Annotated in this window: 20 protein-coding genes; 15 read left to right on the forward strand and 5 right to left on the reverse strand. The window is 70.0% G+C overall.

The window, feature by feature from the left end:
* Window positions 1-42 precede the first annotated feature (42 nt).
* Together treZ and HJG44_RS14505 are read left to right on the forward strand one after the other, a co-directional pair.
* Complete coding sequence (treZ, locus tag HJG44_RS14500) at window positions 43-1,935, forward strand: malto-oligosyltrehalose trehalohydrolase (RefSeq protein WP_210261136.1); 1,893 nt, start codon at window positions 43-45, stop codon at window positions 1,933-1,935.
* Window positions 1,936-2,076: 141 nt separating this feature from the next.
* Window positions 2,077-2,538 carry a Ros/MucR family transcriptional regulator gene (locus HJG44_RS14505; RefSeq protein WP_171219103.1) on the forward strand — a complete coding sequence of 154 codons (462 nt, stop codon included), beginning with the start codon at window positions 2,077-2,079 and terminating at the stop codon, window positions 2,536-2,538.
* A 23-nt stretch (window positions 2,539-2,561) separates the two neighbouring features.
* Here HJG44_RS14505 and HJG44_RS14510 read toward each other — a convergent pair whose 3' ends face one another.
* Both HJG44_RS14510 and purC read right to left on the reverse strand, forming a co-directional pair.
* Window positions 2,562-3,008: a PaaI family thioesterase gene (locus tag HJG44_RS14510; RefSeq protein WP_171219104.1), complete on the reverse strand. Its 447-nt coding sequence runs from the start codon at window positions 3,006-3,008 to the stop codon at window positions 2,562-2,564.
* Between the two features lie 107 nt (window positions 3,009-3,115).
* On the reverse strand, window positions 3,116-3,910 hold the full coding sequence (gene purC, locus HJG44_RS14515; protein ID WP_171219105.1) for a phosphoribosylaminoimidazolesuccinocarboxamide synthase: 795 nt from the start codon (window positions 3,908-3,910) through the stop codon (window positions 3,116-3,118).
* 236 nt (window positions 3,911-4,146) lie between these two features.
* Here purC and HJG44_RS14520 point away from each other — a divergent pair, with 236 nt between their 5' ends.
* From HJG44_RS14520 to HJG44_RS14550, 7 genes are all read left to right on the forward strand, one after another.
* Window positions 4,147-4,470: a DUF1476 domain-containing protein gene (locus tag HJG44_RS14520; protein WP_171219106.1), complete on the forward strand. Its 324-nt coding sequence runs from the start codon at window positions 4,147-4,149 to the stop codon at window positions 4,468-4,470.
* An 87-nt stretch (window positions 4,471-4,557) separates the two neighbouring features.
* The gene (locus HJG44_RS14525) at window positions 4,558-5,334 is read left to right on the forward strand and encodes an HpcH/HpaI aldolase family protein (RefSeq protein WP_171219107.1); all 777 of its coding nucleotides are present in this window, start codon (window positions 4,558-4,560) and stop codon (window positions 5,332-5,334) included.
* A gap of 103 nt (window positions 5,335-5,437) precedes the next feature.
* Window positions 5,438-5,995 (forward strand): L,D-transpeptidase, encoded by a 558-nt coding sequence (locus tag HJG44_RS14530; protein ID WP_171219108.1) that lies wholly within the window; start codon window positions 5,438-5,440, stop codon window positions 5,993-5,995.
* Window positions 5,996-6,088: 93 nt separating this feature from the next.
* Window positions 6,089-6,466, forward strand: a complete 378-nt coding sequence (locus tag HJG44_RS14535; RefSeq protein ID WP_171219109.1) for a TetR/AcrR family transcriptional regulator — start codon at window positions 6,089-6,091, stop codon at window positions 6,464-6,466.
* Window positions 6,463-7,677: an efflux RND transporter periplasmic adaptor subunit gene (locus HJG44_RS14540; RefSeq protein ID WP_171219110.1), complete on the forward strand. Its 1,215-nt coding sequence runs from the start codon at window positions 6,463-6,465 to the stop codon at window positions 7,675-7,677. Before HJG44_RS14535 ends, HJG44_RS14540 begins: the two co-directional genes overlap by 4 nt.
* 15 nt (window positions 7,678-7,692) lie before the next feature.
* Window positions 7,693-10,809: an efflux RND transporter permease subunit gene (locus HJG44_RS14545; protein ID WP_171219111.1), complete on the forward strand. Its 3,117-nt coding sequence runs from the start codon at window positions 7,693-7,695 to the stop codon at window positions 10,807-10,809.
* 99 nt (window positions 10,810-10,908) lie between these two features.
* Entirely contained in the window at window positions 10,909-11,400 is a 492-nt protein-coding gene (locus tag HJG44_RS14550; protein WP_246736266.1) for a BA14K family protein, read from the forward strand.
* A gap of 74 nt (window positions 11,401-11,474) precedes the next feature.
* Here HJG44_RS14550 and HJG44_RS14555 read toward each other — a convergent pair whose 3' ends face one another.
* Together HJG44_RS14555 and HJG44_RS14560 are read right to left on the reverse strand one after the other, a co-directional pair.
* A complete protein-coding gene (locus HJG44_RS14555; RefSeq protein WP_171219113.1) occupies window positions 11,475-12,386 on the reverse strand; it encodes a DMT family transporter in 912 nt (303 codons plus the stop codon).
* Window positions 12,387-12,420: 34 nt separating this feature from the next.
* Window positions 12,421-12,882, reverse strand: a complete 462-nt coding sequence (locus HJG44_RS14560) for a PaaI family thioesterase (RefSeq protein WP_171219114.1) — start codon at window positions 12,880-12,882, stop codon at window positions 12,421-12,423.
* 179 nt (window positions 12,883-13,061) lie between these two features.
* Between HJG44_RS14560 and HJG44_RS14565 the strand changes: the two genes are divergently transcribed.
* From HJG44_RS14565 to HJG44_RS14585, 5 genes are all read left to right on the forward strand, one after another.
* Window positions 13,062-14,612 (forward strand): ATP-binding cassette domain-containing protein, encoded by a 1,551-nt coding sequence (locus HJG44_RS14565; RefSeq protein ID WP_171219115.1) that lies wholly within the window; start codon window positions 13,062-13,064, stop codon window positions 14,610-14,612.
* Between the two features lie 31 nt (window positions 14,613-14,643).
* Window positions 14,644-15,684 carry an ABC transporter permease gene (locus HJG44_RS14570; protein ID WP_171219547.1) on the forward strand — a complete coding sequence of 347 codons (1,041 nt, stop codon included), beginning with the start codon at window positions 14,644-14,646 and terminating at the stop codon, window positions 15,682-15,684.
* Window positions 15,681-16,604: an ABC transporter permease gene (locus HJG44_RS14575; protein ID WP_171219116.1), complete on the forward strand. Its 924-nt coding sequence runs from the start codon at window positions 15,681-15,683 to the stop codon at window positions 16,602-16,604. The genes HJG44_RS14570 and HJG44_RS14575 overlap by 4 nt, the downstream gene beginning before the upstream one ends.
* 26 nt (window positions 16,605-16,630) lie before the next feature.
* Window positions 16,631-17,710, forward strand: coding sequence for a BMP family ABC transporter substrate-binding protein (locus HJG44_RS14580; RefSeq protein WP_171219117.1), 1,080 nt, complete (start codon window positions 16,631-16,633; stop codon window positions 17,708-17,710).
* Between the two features lie 192 nt (window positions 17,711-17,902).
* Window positions 17,903-18,403, forward strand: a complete 501-nt coding sequence (locus tag HJG44_RS14585) for a hypothetical protein (RefSeq protein WP_171219118.1) — start codon at window positions 17,903-17,905, stop codon at window positions 18,401-18,403.
* 16 nt (window positions 18,404-18,419) lie between these two features.
* Here the strand turns inward: HJG44_RS14585 and HJG44_RS14590 are convergent, their stop codons facing one another.
* The gene (locus HJG44_RS14590) at window positions 18,420-18,725 is read right to left on the reverse strand and encodes a DUF1244 domain-containing protein (protein WP_171219119.1); all 306 of its coding nucleotides are present in this window, start codon (window positions 18,723-18,725) and stop codon (window positions 18,420-18,422) included.
* Window positions 18,726-18,837: 112 nt separating this feature from the next.
* Here HJG44_RS14590 and HJG44_RS14595 point away from each other — a divergent pair, with 112 nt between their 5' ends.
* On the forward strand, window positions 18,838-19,320 hold the full coding sequence (locus HJG44_RS14595; protein ID WP_171219120.1) for a DUF1036 domain-containing protein: 483 nt from the start codon (window positions 18,838-18,840) through the stop codon (window positions 19,318-19,320).
* Window positions 19,321-19,391 lie beyond the last annotated feature (71 nt).

Here is a 19,391-nt window from a genome sequence, read left to right on the forward strand (position 1 = left end):
GGGTTCAAGGCGGGCGGCGGGACGGGACGGAGGAGGCCTGCATTGCCCAGGGTCGATGAGGGCGGCGGGCTCGCCTCGTCACCGCGGCGGATGCCGGTCGGAGCCGAGCCGGTCCGTGGCGGCGTGTCGTTCCGCGTCTGGGCTCCGAAACGCGGCCGCGTCGCGGTCGAGATCGACGGCAGGCGCCACGACCTCGTGCGCGAGGAAGGAGGCTACTTTTCCGGAACGGTGCCGGGCGCCGGGCCGGGCGCGCGCTACGGCTTCCGGCTCGACGACGACGAACGGCTGTATCCCGACCCCGCCTCGCGCTTCCAGCCGGAAGGACCGCACGGTCCGTCCGAGGTCGTCGATCCCGACGCCTTCCGGTGGACCGATGCCGGCTGGCCCGGGATCCGGCTCGACGGCCAGGTCGTCTACGAGATGCATGTCGGGACCTTCACGCCCGAAGGCACGTGGCGCGCCGCCATCGAGAAGCTGCCGCACCTGAAGGAGCTCGGCGTGACCGTCGTCGAGATGATGCCGGTCGCCGAGTTCCCCGGCCGCTTCGGCTGGGGCTATGACGGGGTGGACCTCTTCGCGCCGACCCGGCTCTACGGGCGGCCGGAGGACTTGAAGGCCTTCATCGACGCCGCCCACCGGATCGGGATCGGCGTCATCCACGACGTGGTCTACAACCACCTCGGGCCCGACGGGAACTATCTCGCCTGCTTCTCTCCGACCTACTTCAGCGATCGCTACGAGACCGAATGGGGCGACGCGATCAACTTCGACGGGCCGGATTCGGCGGAGGTCCGCACCTTCTTCCTTGCCAACGCGGCCTATTGGATCGGCGAGTTCCACTTCGACGGGCTGCGCCTGGACGCGACGCAGAGCATCTTCGATTCGTCTCCCGTGCATATCCTGCGCGAGATCGCCGAGACCTCGCGCCGCGCCGCCGGCCCGCGCTCGATCATCCTGATCGGCGAGAACGAGCCGCAGGAGACGCGCCTCGTCCGCCCGGTCGAGGCCGGCGGCTACGGCCTCGACGCGCTCTGGAACGACGACCTGCACCATTCCGCGATGGTCGCCCTCACGGGCCGGGCGGAGGCCTATTACGAGGACCATGACGGCTCGCCGCAGGAATTCATCTCCGCGGCGAAATACGGCTATCTCTTCCAGGGGCAGTTCTACTTCCACCAGGGCAAGAACCGGGGGACGCCCGGCCTCGACCTGCCGCCGGCGGCCTTCGTCAATTTCCTCCAGAACCACGACCAGATCGCGAATTCCGCCGCGGGGCTCCGGCTGCAGGCGCTCTCGCATCCGGGCCAGGCGCGGGCCCTGACGGCGCTGACCCTCCTTCTGCCCGGCACGCCGATGCTGTTCCAGGGGCAGGAATTCTGGGCCTCGACGCCCTTCTTCTATTTCGCCGATCACGAACAGGAGCTTGCGCGTCTCGTCCGCGACGGCCGCATCGAGTTCGTCGCGCAGTTTCCCAGCGTCGGCGAGGATGCGGAGACCAGGGCGCGCCTTGCGGATCCCGGATCCGAGGAGACGTTCCGGCGGAGCAAGCTCGACTGGTCTGAGGCCGCCTCCCATGCCGGAGCGCTCGCGCTGCACAGGGACCTGATCGCGCTGCGCCGGACCGAGCCGGCCCTCGCCCGGCAGGAGCGCGGCGCATTGGACGGGGCGGTGCTGGGCGAGCGCGCCTTCGTGCTCCGCTTCCTCGGCGCGGGCGGGGGCGACCGCCTTCTTCTGGTCAATCTCGGGCCCGATCTCGTGCGGCGCAGCATCGCGGAGCCGCTGCTCGCGCCGCCGCCCGCCGCCTCCGGCTGGGCGCTGCGTTTTTCGACCGAGAATCCGCGCTATGGTGGGCAGGGCACGCCGAAGATTATCACCGATTGCGGCTGGCGTATTCCCGCGCATTCCAGCGTTCTGCTCGCGCCGGCGCTCGACTAGAACGGTCAATGTATGGATTGTCCGACAGAATACCCCCTCGGGGTTTGCATCCGATTCACCCAATTGGCTTGACTTGACAGTTACCAGCGGGCAGCGCATTCCGACGTAGGGGACCAAATCGAAGCGGAAGTTTTCTTAGTCATGAGCAATACCGAAGCGGCCAGCGAGCTTAATTTTGTGGAGCTCACGGCGGGTGTGGTGGCCGCCTACGTCGCGCATAATGCGGTCCAGAAGAACGACATCCCGACCCTGATCGCCTCCGTTCATGCGTCCCTGGTCGGACTGAGCCGCCCTGCCGCGCCGGTTCAGGCCGAGCGCCCCGTCCCGCCGGTCCCGATCAAGAAGTCGATCGGCGACGACTACATCATCAGCATGGAGGACGGCCGGCGCTACAAGTCGCTCAAGCGGCACCTGTCCGGCCGCGGCCTGACGCCGGAGCAATATCGCGAGAAGTGGGGCCTGCCGATCGACTATCCGATGGTCGCGCCGAGCTACGCCCGGCAGCGCTCGGAGCTTGCGAAGTCGATGGGGCTGGGCCGGCAGCGCCGCCGGCCGGAGGCGGGCGAATCCCGCGCCGGGGGACGTCGCCGCAAGGGCGCCTGAGCGGCGCCCGGGGATAACCTCCCTCAGGCGCGGCGCTCGGACAGGATCTTCCACGAGCCCTGGCAGGAGGCGACGGGCCGTCTCCCCGAGCGGAGCAGCCCGCGCATGAAGACCATGGTCTTCGTGCGCTGCACCACCTCGCCTTCGAGCTCGATGAACGAGCCGATATGGCCGGCGCCGACGAACTGCATCTCGAAGCTGGTCGTGACGGCGGGGCGGCCCGCCGCTGCCCAGGCGAGGATGCCGAGCCCGCGATCGGCGAACGTCATCAGCATGCCGCCCTGCACCACGCCGACGAGGTTGGCATGGCGCGGTTCGGCCACGAAGCCGAAGCGCCGGACGTCGCCCTCCTCCTTGGACCAGAAGGGACCGACGAGGCCGATGAAACCATCCTCCTCGGCGGTGCGCCATCCCTCGTCCCGCAGGTCGTCCGGGGTGCGTCGGGCGCGGCTTGGCTGGGCTCGGGTCATCGCGGCAGGACGAGACGCCGGTCGGACCGGCATCGCACGGGTGGGAATCGAAGGCATGAAAAAGCCCGGCCGGGGCCGGGCTGGTGACGGGCCGGCGCCGCGGGGGCCTACTGGACGAGGCGCGGCCCGGTCGCCTGGATGTTCTCGTTCTCGCCGAGGATGCCGAGCCGGCGCGCCACCTCCGAATAGGCCTCGATGAGGCCGCCGAGGTCGCGGCGGAAGCGGTCCTTGTCGAGCTTGTCCTGGCTCTTGATGTCCCAGAGCCGGCACGAATCCGGCGAGATCTCGTCGGCGACGACGATCCGCATCATGTCGCCTTCCCAGAGACGCCCGGCTTCCATCTTGAAGTCGACGAGCCGGATGCCGACGCCGAGGAAGAGCCCGGACAGGAAGTCGTTGACCCGGATGGCGAGCGCCATGATGTCGTCGATCTCCTGCGGCGTCGCCCAGCCAAAGGCCGTGATGTGCTCCTCCGACACCATGGGGTCGTTCAGCGCGTCGTTCTTGTAGTAGAACTCGATGATGGAGCGGGGGAGCTGCGTTCCCTCCTCGAGCCCGAGACGCTGCGCGAGAGAGCCCGCGGCGACGTTGCGCACCACGATCTCGAGCGGGATGATCTCGACCTCGCGGATCAGCTGCTCGCGCATGTTGAGCCGCCGGATGAAGTGCGTCGGCACGCCGATGTCGTTGAGGTGCTGGAACAGGTACTCCGAGATCCGGTTGTTCAGGACTCCCTTGCCGTCGATCACCTCGTGCTTCTTGGCGTTGAACGCGGTCGCGTCGTCCTTGAAGTGCTGGATCAGCGTGCCCGGCTCGGGCCCCTCGTAGAGGACCTTCGCCTTGCCCTCGTATATGCGACGGCGGCGGTTCATGGGCGTGTACCGTGGTTTGAGGAAATCCATTTGGGGCCGGGGCTCCTGACGGGACGATCGGTCCGCGGCTGCGGCGCACGGTCGACAAAGGACGGTCGACCGGCGACCCGCAGGGCCGGAATCTAGACGATCGGATGGCGGCGCACAACGCGCCGCGCCTGTTCTCCGGACTGTATGGTGACCGAAAGCGACTTATCCAAGGCTGGCAAAAGCTTGGCCGGAACCGCATATAGCTGCCGCAACCAATCCGGAGGTCACGACCCGCTATGGCTCAGTTCGACGATCGGCGCGACGCGTTCGAGAAGAAGTTCGCGCATGACGAGGAGCTTCGCTTCAAGGCCACCGCACGGCGGAACAAGCTGCTCGGCCAGTGGGCCGCGGCCCGGCTCGGCAAGACCGGCGCGGAGGCGGAGGACTACGCGAAATCCGTCGTCATGGCCGATTTCGAGGAGGCCGGCGACGGCGACGTGATCCGGAAGGTCAAGGCCGACCTGGAGAAGGGCGGGCAGGCCATGTCGGAGGCCGAGATCAGGGCCAAGCTCGACGAGCTGCTCTCCCAGGCGATTACGGAGATCCAGGCCGGCCGCTGAGCCGGTCCTTGGCTTGACTCCCACCCGCCTCTCGCGTTCTGCGGGCCGGCGATCCCGGCAGCGACGCGGGACGCCGGGAGGAATTCGATGCCGTCATCCGTCCAGGCGCTCGCCGCAGGCTTGAGCGGCGGAAGGCCCGTCTTCACCGCCTGGTGCGGCCTGCCGGAGCCCTCGATCGCGGGCTATCTCGCCCGGGAGGCGGGGATCGACGCCGTGGTGCTCGACATGCAGCACGGCGTGATCGACTTCCTCAACGCGGCCCGGGCGATCCCGCTGGTGGCGGCGGCCGGCAAGCCCGCCATCCCGCGCATACCGGTCGTCGAGTTCGCGACGGCCTCCCGCCTGCTGGATGCCGGCGCGGCGGGCATCATCGCGCCGATGATCAACACGGTCGAGGATGCGCGCCGCTTCGCGAGCTTCGTCAAGTTCCCGCCGCAGGGCGAGCGGAGCTGGGGCCCGCATCCGGCCTTGACCCTGACCGGGCTGCAGCCGGCGGAGTATTTCCGCACCGCGAACGGATTCCTGCGCTCCTTCGCGATGGTCGAGACGCGCGAGGCGCTCGACCGCATCGACGCGATCCTGGCCGTGGACGGGATCGATGCCGTCTTCATCGGGCCCTCGGACCTGTCGATCGGGCTGTCGCGCGGCGCCGCCCTCGACCCGAACGGGGCCGAGGTGAACGCCGCCATCGACCATGCGCTCGCACGCGCCAAGGCAGCCGGCAAGCTCGCCGGCATCTATGCCCCGAACGGCGAGCGCGCGGCGGATTTCGCGAAGCGCGGCTACCACCTGGTCGCGGTCGGCAGCGACCTTGCCTTCCTGCGCGCCGGCGCTGCCGCCATGATGAAGGCGGCCACCGCCTGACCGGCCCGGCGGCTGCCGGACAGGTTGACGCATCTTGACGTGCCGGGAGGCCTTGGCCAGCGTCCGCCACCTCCCGCATCGCTTCAAGACGGAGCAGAATGGCATGCGATCCGTGATCGCGGCCGCCTCGGCGGCCCTCCTTCTCGCGGCCGGCTCACCGGCCCAGGCCTTCCTCGATTCCGGGCCGGTCGCGGATTTCTTCAACGAGTTCCGCGAGCAGGCGATCCCCCGCGAGATCGTCCGCTACACGGGCGGCGAGAAGCCGGGCACGATCGTCGTCTCCACGGGCCAGCGCCGGCTCTATTACGTGCTGCCGGGCGGCCGGGCGATCCGGTACGGCGTCGGGGTGGGACGCCAGGGCTTCTCCTGGTCGGGCGTGAAGACGGTCACGATGAAGAAGGAATGGCCGTCCTGGCGCCCGCCGGCGCAGATGCTGAAGCGCCGGCCCGACCTGCCGCGCTACATGGCGGGCGGGCAGGAGAACCCGCTCGGCGCGCGCGCCCTTTATCTCGGGTCGAGCCTGTACCGCATCCACGGCTCGAACGAGGCCGACACGATCGGTTCGGCCGTCTCCTCCGGCTGCATCCGCATGACCAACCGCGACGTGGTGGACCTTTACGACCGGGTCCGGATCGGCACCAAGGTGGTGGTCAAGGGCTAGCCGGAGGTCTGCGGCAGGACAGCCGGGAGGAGGCGACTCGACGATAGAACTCGCAAGTTCTATACGAATGTCGGGATCTCCGGAAACCTTGTCATGCACGCGGTCGGCGAGGAGCGGTGGCGCGAGGAGAGACGCGGCCGCATCCCCGAGGCGGCCGGGCGGGTCTTCGCCGCCCGATGCTTCGATCCCGCCTCGATGGACGGGACCGCGCAGGAGGCGCGTGTCGGCAAGCCGACGCTCTACCGCTACGTCCCGAGCAAGGATCCCCTGTTCTCGGCCGTCTTCGGCGAGGTGTTGAACGAACTCGAGACCCGGCTCGTCGCGCTCGTGCGCGAGGTCACGGACGTCATCCTGCACGGTCCCGTGGCCCGCGACATGCACCGCCACGCGGCGCCATGCGTCGGCCACGCCACCCTCGATGCGGATCGCCGCAACGGCGAGCTCCGTCTCCTCCCTGGAGCCTCGGCATGAGCCGCGTCATCTTCGCCGTCCTGGTCGTGGCCGCTTCCCTGCTGTGGTGGAAGCGCGAGGACGCCGGCCGCTTCGTGGCCGAGCGGGTGCCGGCCGCCGCGCCCTATCTTGCGGCCGCTCCCGCCTCCCAGGCGGCGGCCCAACGCGCCGCGCCCGCCGTCCCGGTGGTGCTGGCCAACGCCGACCGGAAGCCGCTGCCCGTCACCATCGACGCGGTCGGCACGGTGCAGCCGCTCGCCTCCATCCAGATCAAGGCGCGCGTCGACAGCCAGATCACCTCCATCGCCGTGCAGGAAGGCGCCAAGGTGAAGGAGGGCGACCTCCTGGTCACGCTGGACAACCGGGCCATCAAGGCACAGCTCGCCCAGGCGGAAGCGCTCGTCGCCAAGGACCGCGCACAGCTCGAGCAGGCGCGGCGCGACCTCGCCCGGGCCGAGGATCTCCTCGCCAAGCGCATCACGACCGAGGTGCAGCGCGACACCTACGCGACGGCCGTGAAGGTGCAGGAGGCGCAGCTCGCCGCGGACGAGGCCTCCCGGGCGAACCTCGCGACCGCCCTCTCCTATACGGAGATCCGGGCCCCCGTCTCCGGCCGGATCGGCTCGATCGCCCTCAAGGAGGGCACGATGGTCAAGGCCGTGGACACCCAGGCCATCATGACGGTGAACCAGCTCGATCCGATCTACGCGTCCTTCGCGGTACCGCAATCGCTCTTCGGGGACCTGCGCAGGGCGATGAGCGCCGGCAAGGTCGCGGTTGAGGCGCGTGTCGGCGACGGCGTCTCGACCGGGACGGTCGCCTTCACGGAGAACACCGTCGACCTCGCAACCGGGACCGTGCTCGCCAAGGCGCTGATGGACAATGCCGACGAGCGGCTCTGGCCGGGCGCCTTCGTGTCGGTTCGGGTCGTGCTCGGGATCCAGTCGGGGGCGGTCGCCGTCCCGTCCGCGGCGGTGCAGATCGGGCAGCAGGGCAACTACGTCTTCGTGGTGCGCGACGGCCGCAAGGCCGAGCTCGTGCCCGTCACGGTGGCCCGCACGGTCGGCAACGAGAGCGTGATCTCGTCCGGGCTCTCCGGCGGCGAGCGGGTGGTGGTCGACGGCCAGTTGCGGCTCGTCAACGGCGCGGCGGTGCAGGTCGTCCCGGCCCGGGGTTCGGAGGGCGTCGCCAAGGGGCTGGATCCCGAGGCGGGCGCGCAGCGGCGCAGCTGACGGAGGCGCCCCGCCATGGTGTCGGAGATCTGCATCCGCCGGCCGGTCATGACGATCCTGGTCATGATCGCCTTCGTGGCGGCCGGCCTCTTTGGCTACCGCCAGCTTCCGGTCGCGGCGGTGCCGCGCGTCGACTTTCCCACCATCCAGGTATCGGCGAGCCTCCCCGGCGCGAGCCCGGAGACCATGGCGTCCTCCGTCGCCTCCATCCTCGAGAAGCAGTTCTCGACGATCGCGGGCGTGGCGACGATGACCTCGACCTCCATCCTGGGCCAGACCTCGATCGTCCTTCAGTTCGACCTGAACCGGAACATCGACGGCGCCGCGCTGGACGTGCAGTCCGCGATCTCGACCGCGCAGCGCCGCCTGCCGGCCGAGATGACGACCCCGCCGAGCTTCCGGAAGGTCAATCCGGCGGACCAGCCGATCCTCTTCTTCGCCGTGAGCTCCGAACAGGTGCGGCTCTCGGATGTCGACCGCTTCGCCCAGTCCAATATCGTCCCCCGGCTCTCGACCTTGCCCGGTGTCGCGCAGGTCCTGATCTTCGGCACCCAGAAATACGCCGTCCGCGTCAAGGCCGACCTGAACCAGCTCGCCGCGCGCGGCTTGGGCCTCGCCGACATGCAGGCGGCGCTCGCCGCCGCGAACTCGTCGAAGCCCGTGGGCTCCGTCGACCAGGGCACGCGCAGCTCGATCCTGGACGCCACCGGCCCGATCATGAAGGCGGCCGACTACATGCCCGTCGTCGTGGCCTGGCAGAACGGCGCGCCGGTGCGCGTCGCGGATGTCGCGACCGCCGTGGACGGCGTGGAGAACGACAAGGTCGCGAGCTGGCTCAACGGCAAGCGCGCCATCGTGCTCGCGCTGTATCGGCAGCCCGACGCGAACACGGTCGAGGTGGTGGACCGCGCGCGCTCGCTTCTTCCGGCGATCGAGGCGGAGCTTCCGGCCGGCGTCTCCATCCACGTCCTGAACGACCGGTCGATCCCGATCCGTCACGCCATCGAGGACGTCGAGTTCACGCTCTTCCTGTCGATGGTCCTCGTCATCATCGTCATCTACCTGTTCCTGCAATCCTTCCGGGCGACCGTCATCCCGGCGATCGCGCTGCCGATCTCGCTCATCGGCACCTTCGCCGGGATGTACCTGTTCGGCCACTCGATCGACAACATCTCGCTGCTCGCGCTCACCTTGTCCGTCGGCTTCGTGGTCGACGACGCCATCGTGATGCTCGAGAACATCATGCGGCATGTCGAGAAGGGCGAGATGCCCTTCCCGGCCTCGCTGATCGGCTCGCGCGAGGTCGGCTTCACCATCATCTCGATGACGACCTCGCTCGTGGCCGTGTTCATCCCGGTCCTGTTCATGGGCGGGGTCGTCGGGCGGATGTTCACCGAGTTCGGCCTCGTCATCTCCATGGCGATCCTGATCTCGGGCGTGGTGTCGCTCACGCTGACGCCCATGCTGTGCTCGCGGCTGCTGCGGCCGGTCGACCATGGCAAGCGCCGCAACTTCGTGCTCCGGGGCTTCGAGGCGGGCTTCGCGGCCCTGTCGCGCGGCTATGCGTGGTCGCTGAAGCGGACGGTCGCGGTGCCGTCCCTCATGCTGCTCATCACGCTCGCGACCTTCGTGGTCACGGCGATCCTCTTCCGCGACATCCCGAAAGGCTTCTTCCCGACCGAGGATAACGGGCTGATCAGCGCCTCGACGGTCGGCCCCGACGACGCCTCGTTCGAGGCCATGGTCGAGCGCCAGAAAGCGCTGGCCGAGATCGTCCGGGCCGACCCCGACGTCATCTCCGTGATGTCGACCGTCGGCGGGGGCGGGCCGGCCGCGACGCAGAATTCCGGGCGCATGTTCATCGCGCTCCGCGACAGGCCGGAGCGCAGGACGGACGCGATCAGCGTGGTCGCCCGCCTGCGGCGCGCGGCGGCCGCCGTGCCGGGCATCAACATCTACATGCAGCCCGTCACGTCCATCAATATCGGGGCCGTGCAGTCGCGCAGCCAGTACCAGTACACGCTGCAATCGACGAACCTGGACGCGCTGCGCAAATTCGCGCCGCTCCTGCAGGACCGCATGGCGCAGATCCCGGGCGTGGTCGACGTCAATTCCGACCTGCAGATGCGGGCCCGCACCGCCTTTATCGAGATCGACCGCGACGTGGCCGCCCGGCTCGGCGTGACGGTCGACCAGGTGCGCGACCAGTTCTACTCGGCCTTCGGCACGCGCCAGGTCTCGACGATCTACGCGCCCGAGGACACCTACCAGGTCATCCTCGAGGCGGACCAGAAATACGCGGATGTCGGCGAAGTGCTGCGCAAGCTCGCGCTGCGCACGCCGGGCGGCAGCGTCGTGCCGATGGATTCGGTCGCGACGCTCAAGATCCTGCCGACCGCCCTCACCGTGAACCACCTCGCCCAGCTTCCCTCGGTCACCATCTCGTTCAACCTCGTGCCGGGGGTGGCACTTTCTCAGGCCGTGAGCGGGATCGAGGCGGCCAGCCGCGAGATCGGCCTGCCGGTGCAGATCCAGACGAGCTTCCAGGGCACCGCGCAGCTTTTCCAGGAGGCGCTCGCCAACCAGGGGCTCCTGCTCTTCGCCGCCGTGCTCGTGATCTACATCATCCTCGGCATCCTCTACGAGAGCTTCATCCACCCTCTGACCATCCTGTCCGGCCTGCCCGCGGCAGGCATCGGGGCGCTGCTCACGCTGAAGCTCTTCGGGATGGACCTCAGCGTGATCGCGATGATCGGCATCGTGATGCTGATCGGCATCGTGAAGAAGAACGCGATCATGATGGTCGACTTCGCGGTCGAGCGGCGGCGCGAGGGCGCGCCGCCCGAACAGGCGATCGTGGAGGCCGCGCTGCTCCGCTTCCGGCCGATCATGATGACGACGGCCGCCGCGGTGCTCGGCGCGATGCCGATCGCGGTGGGCTACGGGGCCGGCGCCGAGCTGCGCCAGCCGCTCGGCCTTGCGGTGGTTGGCGGCCTCTGCTTCTCGCAGCTCCTGACCCTCTACATCACGCCGGTCGTGTACATTATGTTCGAACGGCTGATCGCGCGGAGCAGGCGGCGCAATGCGCCGGAAACCTCCGTCGGGCAGCCTGCCGCGGTTCCAGCCGAATAGGCGGAACCGGGCAGAAGAGCGTTCGTTCACCCCCACGAGTGCCGAAGCGGGGTGGGGCGGTCCCGCTTCGGCCCGTATCTGCGTTCGGAACGGAAGGACATGATGACCACTTCGCTTCGCAAATGCCTCGGCGCCGGCGCCCTCGGCGCGGCACTCCTCGCGGGCAGCCTCGCGGCCCAGGCGGCCGAGGTCCCGGGAGACGGCCTCGCCCAGGCCGCCCGGCAGGCCCAGACCCGCACCTATCCGGGCGAGAGCTTCACGCAGGGCAAGATCTATTACGGCCGTCCCGGCTGGCGCGGCGGGTATCGCGGCGGCTATTACGGCCGCGGCTACCGGGGCGGCTACTACCGCCGCGGCTATGGCGGCGGCGCGGTGGCGGCCGGGGTGATCGGCGGCCTGGCGCTCGGAGCGATCGCGGCCGGCGCCGCCGCGAATGCGGCCCCGCCCCCCGCCTATCCGGGCGCGCCCGTCGGCAACATCTACGGCGCCGATCCGAACTGGGTGAATTACTGCGCCAGCAAGTACCGGTCGTTCGACCCGACGACCGGGACCTACCTGGCCCGGGACGGCCGCCGCTATCCCTGCCAGTAACGGCGGACAGTCTTCCTTCGGATGGGCCCTTCGGGGCCCATTCTCATGTGCGGCCTAGAGGATCCGCGTCCGCTCTAGGGCCGCGCCGCGACCCGCCGGCTCCGCCGCTCCCACCAGAGCAGATAGAGGCCCGAGCCGATCACGATCGCGGCACCGAGGAGCGTCCAGCCGTCCGGCACGTCCCCGAACACGACGTAGCCGAGCAGCGCCATCCACAGAAGCTGCGTGTAGATGAAGGGCGAGAGCACGGGCGCCGGCGCGCGTGCATGCGCCATCACGAGCAGCCCGTGCCCCGCGGCCGCGAAAATGCCGACGCCGACCATCAGGCCCCAATGCAGCGGGCCCGGCGGATTGCTCCAGACGAAAGGCAGGACGGGCGTCATGATGACGACGCCGACGAGGCCGGAATAGAACACGGTCGTCGCGGTACGGTCATGCGCCGCGAGCGTCCGGGTGACGATGGCGTAGAAGGCGTAGAGGATCGTGCTGCCGACCGTCAGGAAGGCGGCCGGATGGAGCGCGCCGGAGAGCGGCCGGGTCACCACGAGGACGCCCAGGAAGCCGATCCCGATCGCCGCCATGCGTCGCGGGCCGGCCCATTCGCCGAGGAACGGCCCGGCGAGCAGCGCGACGAGAAGCGGCATGGCGAACTGGATCGCCATGGACTGCGTGAGCTGGAGGTGCTGCAGAGCGAGGAAGTTGAGCACCGTGCAGCCCACCAGGATGGCGGAGCGCAGGATCTGGAGCCCGAGCCGGTTGCTGCGCGCCAGGCCCGGCACCGTGATCGGGTTCAGGAAGATGGAGACGATCGCGACGTTGAAGGCGTATCGGGCCCAGGCCGTCATCATCGGGTCGAGCGTCGCGTTGAGCCATTTCGCGCTCGCGTCGCACAGCGCGAAACAGGCGACGCCCCCGCACATCAAGAGGATGCCCGACAGCCGCGACCCTTCGGGCAGGCGCTGCCGCGGGGTGCCGCTCTCCCTCATGCCGGCCTCGGGCGCCGCCGGACCGGCCAGGAGCTCACGCGTGACCGGCGGGCGCGAGCGCCGAGGCCTCCACGATCGAGACGGTCGCTATCGCGGTGGCCGTCGGAACCTCCTCCGCGCCGCGCATGCACACGACATCGGCCGCCACCACGGAGGCGAGGCGCCCCGCCCGGACCACGCGGGCGCGGCAGACCAGCCTGTCCCCGCGCGCGGGCGCGATCAGGTTCAGCCGGCATTGGGCCTGGAGGCAGGCCTCGCCGTCCCCGAGCCAGGTCGCGGCGGCGATCCGCGCGCCCTGCTCGACCAGGATGGCCGTCACCTCATCGTGGAAGCGGCCTTCCTCGGCCAGGAGCTCCGGCCGGCACCCGACCGATACGGTCGCCCCGCCGGGCTCCAGCCCGGAGAGGTCCGCCCCCATCAGCCGCATCACCGTCTCGCCGGCAGCGCGCTCGCGGATCGCCCGGACGCGGCTCTGGAAGGGACTGGGCTCGCTCATGGGCGAAGTCTTAGCCGGCCTCCCCCGCTCGGCAAGTCCGCCGAGGCCCGCCGCAGACGATCTCCGGCCGCGGCGCGCTGAAATCCCCTCCTGTGACGCCCGTGCAACGGAGCGGGTTCCCGCGCGGCGCAGTTCGTGCGAGGCAGGGCTCGGAGAGAGATGCCGCAGCAGGCCGACGCGTGACCCCATCCGCCCCGCCCCGCCTGGAGCTCTCCGGGATCGCCAAGGCGTTCCCGGGCGTGGTCGCGAACGACAACGTGAGCCTGACGGTCGCGCCCGGCGAGATCCATGCGCTGCTCGGCGAGAACGGCGCCGGCAAGTCGACCCTCGTCAAGATCCTCTACGGCGTGCAGGCGGCCGACGAGGGCGAGATCCGGATCGACGGCCGCCCGGTCGTCATCGCGAGCCCGAAGGCCGCGAGGGCGCTCGGGATCGGGATGGTGTTCCAGCACTTCTCGCTCTTCGACGCGCTGACCGTCATCGAGAACATCGCGCTCGGCCTCGACGAGGCGGTCGACAGGGCGGAGCTGGCCCGGCGCGTCGACGCGATCCTGCGCGCCTACAGCCTGCCGCTCGACCTCGACCGGGCGGTCCACACCCTGTCGGTCGGCGAGCGCCAGCGCATCGAGATCGTCCGCTGCCTGCTCGTGAAGCCGCGGCTCCTCATCATGGACGAGCCGACCTCCGTCCTCACGCCGCAGGAGGCCGAGCGGCTCTTCGCCATGCTCCGGCAGCTCGCGCAGGAGGGGTGCTCGATCCTCTACATCTCGCACAAGCTCGCCGAGATCAAAGCCCTGTGCAGCCGCGCCACGATATTGCGGGCCGGCCGGGTCGTCGCGACCTGCGACCCGCGCGCCGAGAGCACGCGACGCATGGCGGAGCTGATGATCGGGACGGAGCTGCGCGAGGTCGCGCGGGGCGGGCGCGCCGCGCCGTCCGGCCCCGTCCGCCTCCAGGTCCGGCGCCTGTCGCTGCCGCGGGGCGGCCCCTTCTCGGTGCCGCTGCGCGAGGTGTCCTTCGAGGTCCGGGCCGGGGAGGTCTTCGGCATCGCCGGGGTCGCCGGAAACGGGCAGTCCGAGCTGCTGCTCGCGCTGTCGGGCGAGCGCCTGGCGCCGGAAGCCGCCATGATCCGGCTCGACGGGCGGCCCGTCGGGCGCGAGCGCGCCGGTATGCGGCGCCGCGCCGGTCTCTGCGCCGTCCCGGAGGAGCGCAACGGCCACGCCGCCGTTCCCGATCTGTCGCTGTCCGACAACGCGATCCTGACGGCCCGCCACCGCGTCCCGCTCACGGCGAACGGCTTTCTCCGCTTCGGCGCGTCCCGGAGCTTCGCCCGGAAGGTGATCGAGCGGTTCGGCGTGAAAGCGGTCGGGCCGGCCGCGGCAGCCCGAAGCCTGTCGGGCGGGAACCTGCAGAAATACGTGGTCGGGCGGGAGATCCTGCAGCTTCCGGAGGTGCTGGTCGTCTCCCAGCCGACCTGGGGGGTGGATGCTGGGGCGGGCGCCGCGATCCACCGCGCCATCCTCGATCTCGCCGAGAGCGGCTCGGCCATCGTGGTCATCAGCCAGGATCTGGACGAACTGCTGGCCCTGTCCGACCGCCTCGCTGTGCTGAACGAGGGGCAGCTCTCGCGCCCGATCGCGACCGCCGATGCCCGGGCCGACGAGATCGGGCTTCTCATGGGCGGGGTGCACGGGGAGCACGCGCGAGCCCGGGGCGCATCCCGTGCCTAAGCTCGAGCGGCGACCCGAGCCCTCGCGCGCAATGCTCTACGCCACGCCCTTCCTGGCGGTGGCGCTGACGGCGGCGGCCGGGACGATCGTCTTCGGTCTCATGGGCTACGACGGGCCGAGAGCCGTGCGCGACATCTTCGTGGCGCCCCTGGCGCATCCGGACCGCTGGCCGGAACTCCTGGTCAAGGCCGGGCCTCTCGCCCTCATCGCGACCGGCCTGTCGGTCGGGTTCCGCGCCAATGTCTGGAACATCGGCGCCGAGGGCCAGTACATCGCCGGCGCCATCGCCGGGACGGGAGTCGCGCTCGCGACCTGGGGCCTTTCGGGGGCCTGGATCCTGCCCGCCATGTGCCTCGCCGGCATGCTGGGCGGCATGGCCTGGGCGGCGGTTCCGGCCTTTCTCCGCACCCGGTTCGGCGTGAGCGAGATCCTCACCAGCCTGATGCTCACCTACGTGGCGGTGCAGCTCCTCTTCCTCCTCGTGCGCGGACCCTGGAAGGATCCGGAGGGCTTCAACTTTCCGCAGACCCGCATGTTCACGCCCGACCAGACCCTCCCGGCGATCTCCGAAGGATCGCTGATCCATCTCGGAATCCCGATCGCGCTTCTGGTCGCCTGCATCGCCTGGCTGCTGCTCGCCCGCACGGTGGCTGGCTACGAGGTGAAGGTGGTCGGCCTCGCGCCCGCGGCCGCACGGCACGGCGGCTTCTCCGAACGGCGGACGATCTGGCTCACCCTCCTCGGCGCGGGGGGCCTCGCGGGTCTCGCCGGCATCTTCGAAGCGGCCGGGCCCTTCGGCCAGCTCACGCCGCAATTCCCGGGCGGCTACGGCTATACGGCGATCATCGTCGCGTTTCTCGGCCGCCTGCACCCGGTCGGCATCATCCTTGCGGCGCTCGTGCTGGCGGTGACCCATGTCGGCGGCGAACTCGCCCAGACGGGGGTCGGGCTGCCTCAGGCCGCAACCGGCATGTTCCAGGCCATGCTGCTGTTCTTTCTTCTCGCGACCGACGTGCTGATCCGCTTCCGCCCGGTTCTCGCCCGCCCGGCCCGGGCCCGGGCCGCCGCATGAGCACGGCCCTTCTCGTCTCCTTCGCGATGACGGTCGCGATGGCCTCGACCCCGATCCTGCTCGCCTCGCTCGGCGAGCTCGTGGCCGAGAAGGCGGGCGTGCTCAATCTCGGCGTGGAGGGCATGATGCTCATCGGCGCGGTGACGGGCTTCGCGGCCGCGGCGCTGACCGGCTCCGCCTATCTGGGATTGCTTGCCGCCATGCTCGGCGGCCTCCTTACGTCCCTCATCTTCGCGGCGCTGACCCTCGGCCTCTCCGCGAACCAGGTCGCGACGGGCCTCGCCCTGACGATCTTCGGCGTCGGCGCCTCGGCCCTGATCGGAGCGCCCTTCGTCGGACGGACGATCGAGCGGCTCGGGCCCCTCCTGCCCCAGGCGCTCGCCGGACATCCCGTCCTTCGCGTCCTCTTCGGATACGATCTTCTGGTCTATCTGGCCCTCGGGCTGACGGCGGTGGTCGCCTGGTGGCTGAGGTACACCCGGCCCGGCCTGGTCCTAAGAGCGGTCGGCGAGTCCGACACCTCCGCCCACGCGATCGGCTATCCCGTGCTGGCCGTGCGGACTGGCGCGGTCGCGTTCGGGGGCGTGCTCGCCGGTCTTGCCGGAGCGTATTTCTCGCTCGAGCTGACCCCGATGTGGGCGGACCGCCTCACCGCCGGCCGCGGCTGGATCGCGCTCGCGCTGGTGGTCTTCGCCTCCTGGCGCCCGGCGCGGCTCCTCGCCGGCGCCTATCTGTTCGGCGCGGTGATGACCTTCGAGCTCCATGCCAAGGCCGCCGGCTTCGCGCTGCTGCCGCCCGAGATCCTGGCCATGCTGCCCTATCTGGCGACGATCCTTGTCCTCACGCTCATCTCGGTCAGACCGGGGCGGGTCTCCACCGCCGCGCCCGCCTGCCTGGGCAAGGCCTTCTCGCCCGCCTGAACGCCATCGCAACGAGGGAGAACATCATGGTCGCCGTCATCACCCGAAGGTCGCTCGTCGCCGGCGCGGCGGGCGCCGCCGCCCTGCCCTTCGCCGGCGCGGCGGGCAGCGCGCAGACGCCGCTCGGGATCGGGTTCGTCTATGTCGGCCCCACGGGCGATTACGGCTGGACCTATGCGCACGACCAGGGCCGCAAGGCGATCGAGGCCGAGTTCGGCTCCAAGGTGAAGACGAGCTATGTCGAGAACGTTGCCGAGGGACCGGACGCCGAACGGGTGCTGCGTCAGCTCGCGACGGCCGGCAACAAGCTGATCTTCGCCACCTCCTTCGGCTTCATGAACGCGACCGTGCGCGCGGCGCGGGCGCTGCCGAACGTCTGGTTCGAGCACGCCACGGGCTATCAGCGGGCCGCCAATCTGGCGACCTACAACGCCCGCTTCTACGAAGGGCGCGCCGTCTGCGGCACGATCGCGGGCCATCTCTCGAAGACCGGCACGGCCGGCTACATCGCGTCCTTCCCGATCCCGGAGGTCGTGATGGGCATCTCGGCCTTCACGCTCGCGGCCCAGAAGGTGAACCCGAACTTCAAGACCAAGGTGCTCTGGGTCTCGACATGGTACGACCCGGCCAAGGAGGCGGACGCCGCCAAGGCCCTGATGGACCAGGGCTGCGACATCCTCACCCAGCACACCGACTCGCCCGCGCCGCTCCAGGCCGCCGAGGCGCGGGGCATGCTCGGTTTCGGCCAGGCTTCGGACATGCGCACCTACGCGCCGAAGGCTCAGCTGACCTCCATCGTGGACGACTGGGCACCCTACTACATCCGCCGCGTGAGAATGGCGCTCGACGGCACCTGGAAGTCGGGCGACACCTGGGACGGGCTCAAGGAGGGCGCCGTGCGCATCGCGCCCTACGGCGACGCGGTGCCGGAGAACGTGCGCCGCGAGGCGGACCGCGTGAAGGAGGAGATCATCGCCGGCGCGCTCCACCCGCTGACGGGGCCGATCAAGGACCAGAAGGGCGAGCTCCGCGTGAAGGAGGGCGAGAGGATGACGGACGAGCAGCTCTCCAAGATGGATTGGTACCCGGCCGGCGTTCAGAGCTGACGACGGCGCCTTGCGGGATCGAGGCTCGGTGGCGTAAACGGAGCGCCGGCGGGCGGCCGTCTTCTCCGCCGACCTCGGTTATACTTGGTTGTCCCCAGCCGTCGCCAAGACGTTAAGTAATTCCGGCGGCGTTAACTTCCTATTAACGATGATCCGGTGTGATCGGGCTTAATTGGCCCGAAAGGATTCGTCATGCGCTCCGAATCGACCGCCCGGCAGGACAGACAGGACGAGCTCGGCGACCTCGCCCGGCAGATCGCCTCGCAGCTGAAGAACGACCAGGTCCGGCCCGAGAACGTGCTGCGGCCGAACTTCCCGCGCCCGCCGGCGCCCCGCCCGGATCAGGTCGCGGCGATCAACGCCATCCTCAAGGCGAGCGAACCCATGAGCACCCGGCGCGAGCAGGTGCTTCTGGCCGAGCGGCGAGCCGCTGAGGCCGAGGACAAGGTGGAGGCGCTGAAGCGCCACCTGATCGAGACGGAGGACCGCCTCGCCGCGGCCCTCGACGCGCTCGACCGCGAGCGCCGGCGCAACGAGGAGCTCGAGCGCCGCTCGGCCGAGATGCTCGACCGGACGCAGGCCATGATCACGGACGCCTCCGAGCGGCTGCAGGCGGCCGAGAAGCGCGCCTCGCTCGCAGAGGAATACCTCACCACGCTCCAGACGATGATCCGCGAGCGCCTGGAGGCGTGAGTTGCCCGGCCGCGGCTCAGTGCTGCGGCTTCGCGGCCTCGAACTTGGCCAGCTGCTCGGGGCGTGCCTCCGTCTGGTAGCGCGCCTTCCACTCCTCGTATGGCATGCCGTAGACGTGGGTCCGCATGTCGTCCTTGGAGAGCCCGAGGCCGCGCTCGTCGGCCGCGTCCTTCAGCCAGTTCGACAGGCAGTTGCGGCAGAAGCCCGCAAGGTTCATGAGATCCAGGTTCTGCACGTCCGTGCGGCTGCGGAGATGCGACACGAGCCGGCGAAACGCCGCCGCCTCGAGCTCCGTCCTGGTCCTCTCGTCGAGTTCCGTCATCCTCATGTCTCCGTTCCGGCAAGCCGGTCCGGGCGAAGCCGCGGGCGCTGCCACGGGATCGCCCCAATCGCCGGCTGAGCATCGCGCGCCCCGCCTGCACTTCCGCTCTCATATGCCACCGGCCTTCCGATCCCGCATCCCGCTCTCTTGCGTCCTGCTCGCCGCCGCCGCGCTCTCCGTCGCGGCGCCGCAGGCGGCGCGCGCCGACCTTCGGCTGTGCAACATGACGGACAGCCGGGTCGGGGTGTCGCTGGGCTACCGTGACGCTGCCGGCTGGGTGACGGAGGGCTGGTGGAACCTCGCCGCCCGCGGCTGCGAGACGCTCCTGCGCGGCGACCTCGCGGCGCGCTATTATTACGTCTACGCCGTGGATTACGACCGCGGCGGCGACTGGGGCGGGCGCTCGCTCATGTGCACCCGCGACCGCGAGTTCACCATCCGGGGCGTGGAAGACTGCCTCGCCCGCGGCTTCGACCGCTCCGGCTTTTTCGAGATCGACACGGGCGAGCAGAAGAGCTGGACCGTGCAGCTGACGGACCCGACCCGGGCGGCTCCGCCGGGGCTGCCGGGCGGCACGCCTCCCGCCCCGCGCTGAGCCGGACGGGCGGCCGGCTCCCGGCCGCGAAACCTCCGCCGGATCAAGCCGTTATCTCACGGCAGCCGGGA

The organism is Enterovirga aerilata (genome assembly GCF_013044135.1).
GTDB lineage: Bacteria > Pseudomonadota > Alphaproteobacteria > Rhizobiales > Beijerinckiaceae > Enterovirga > Enterovirga aerilata.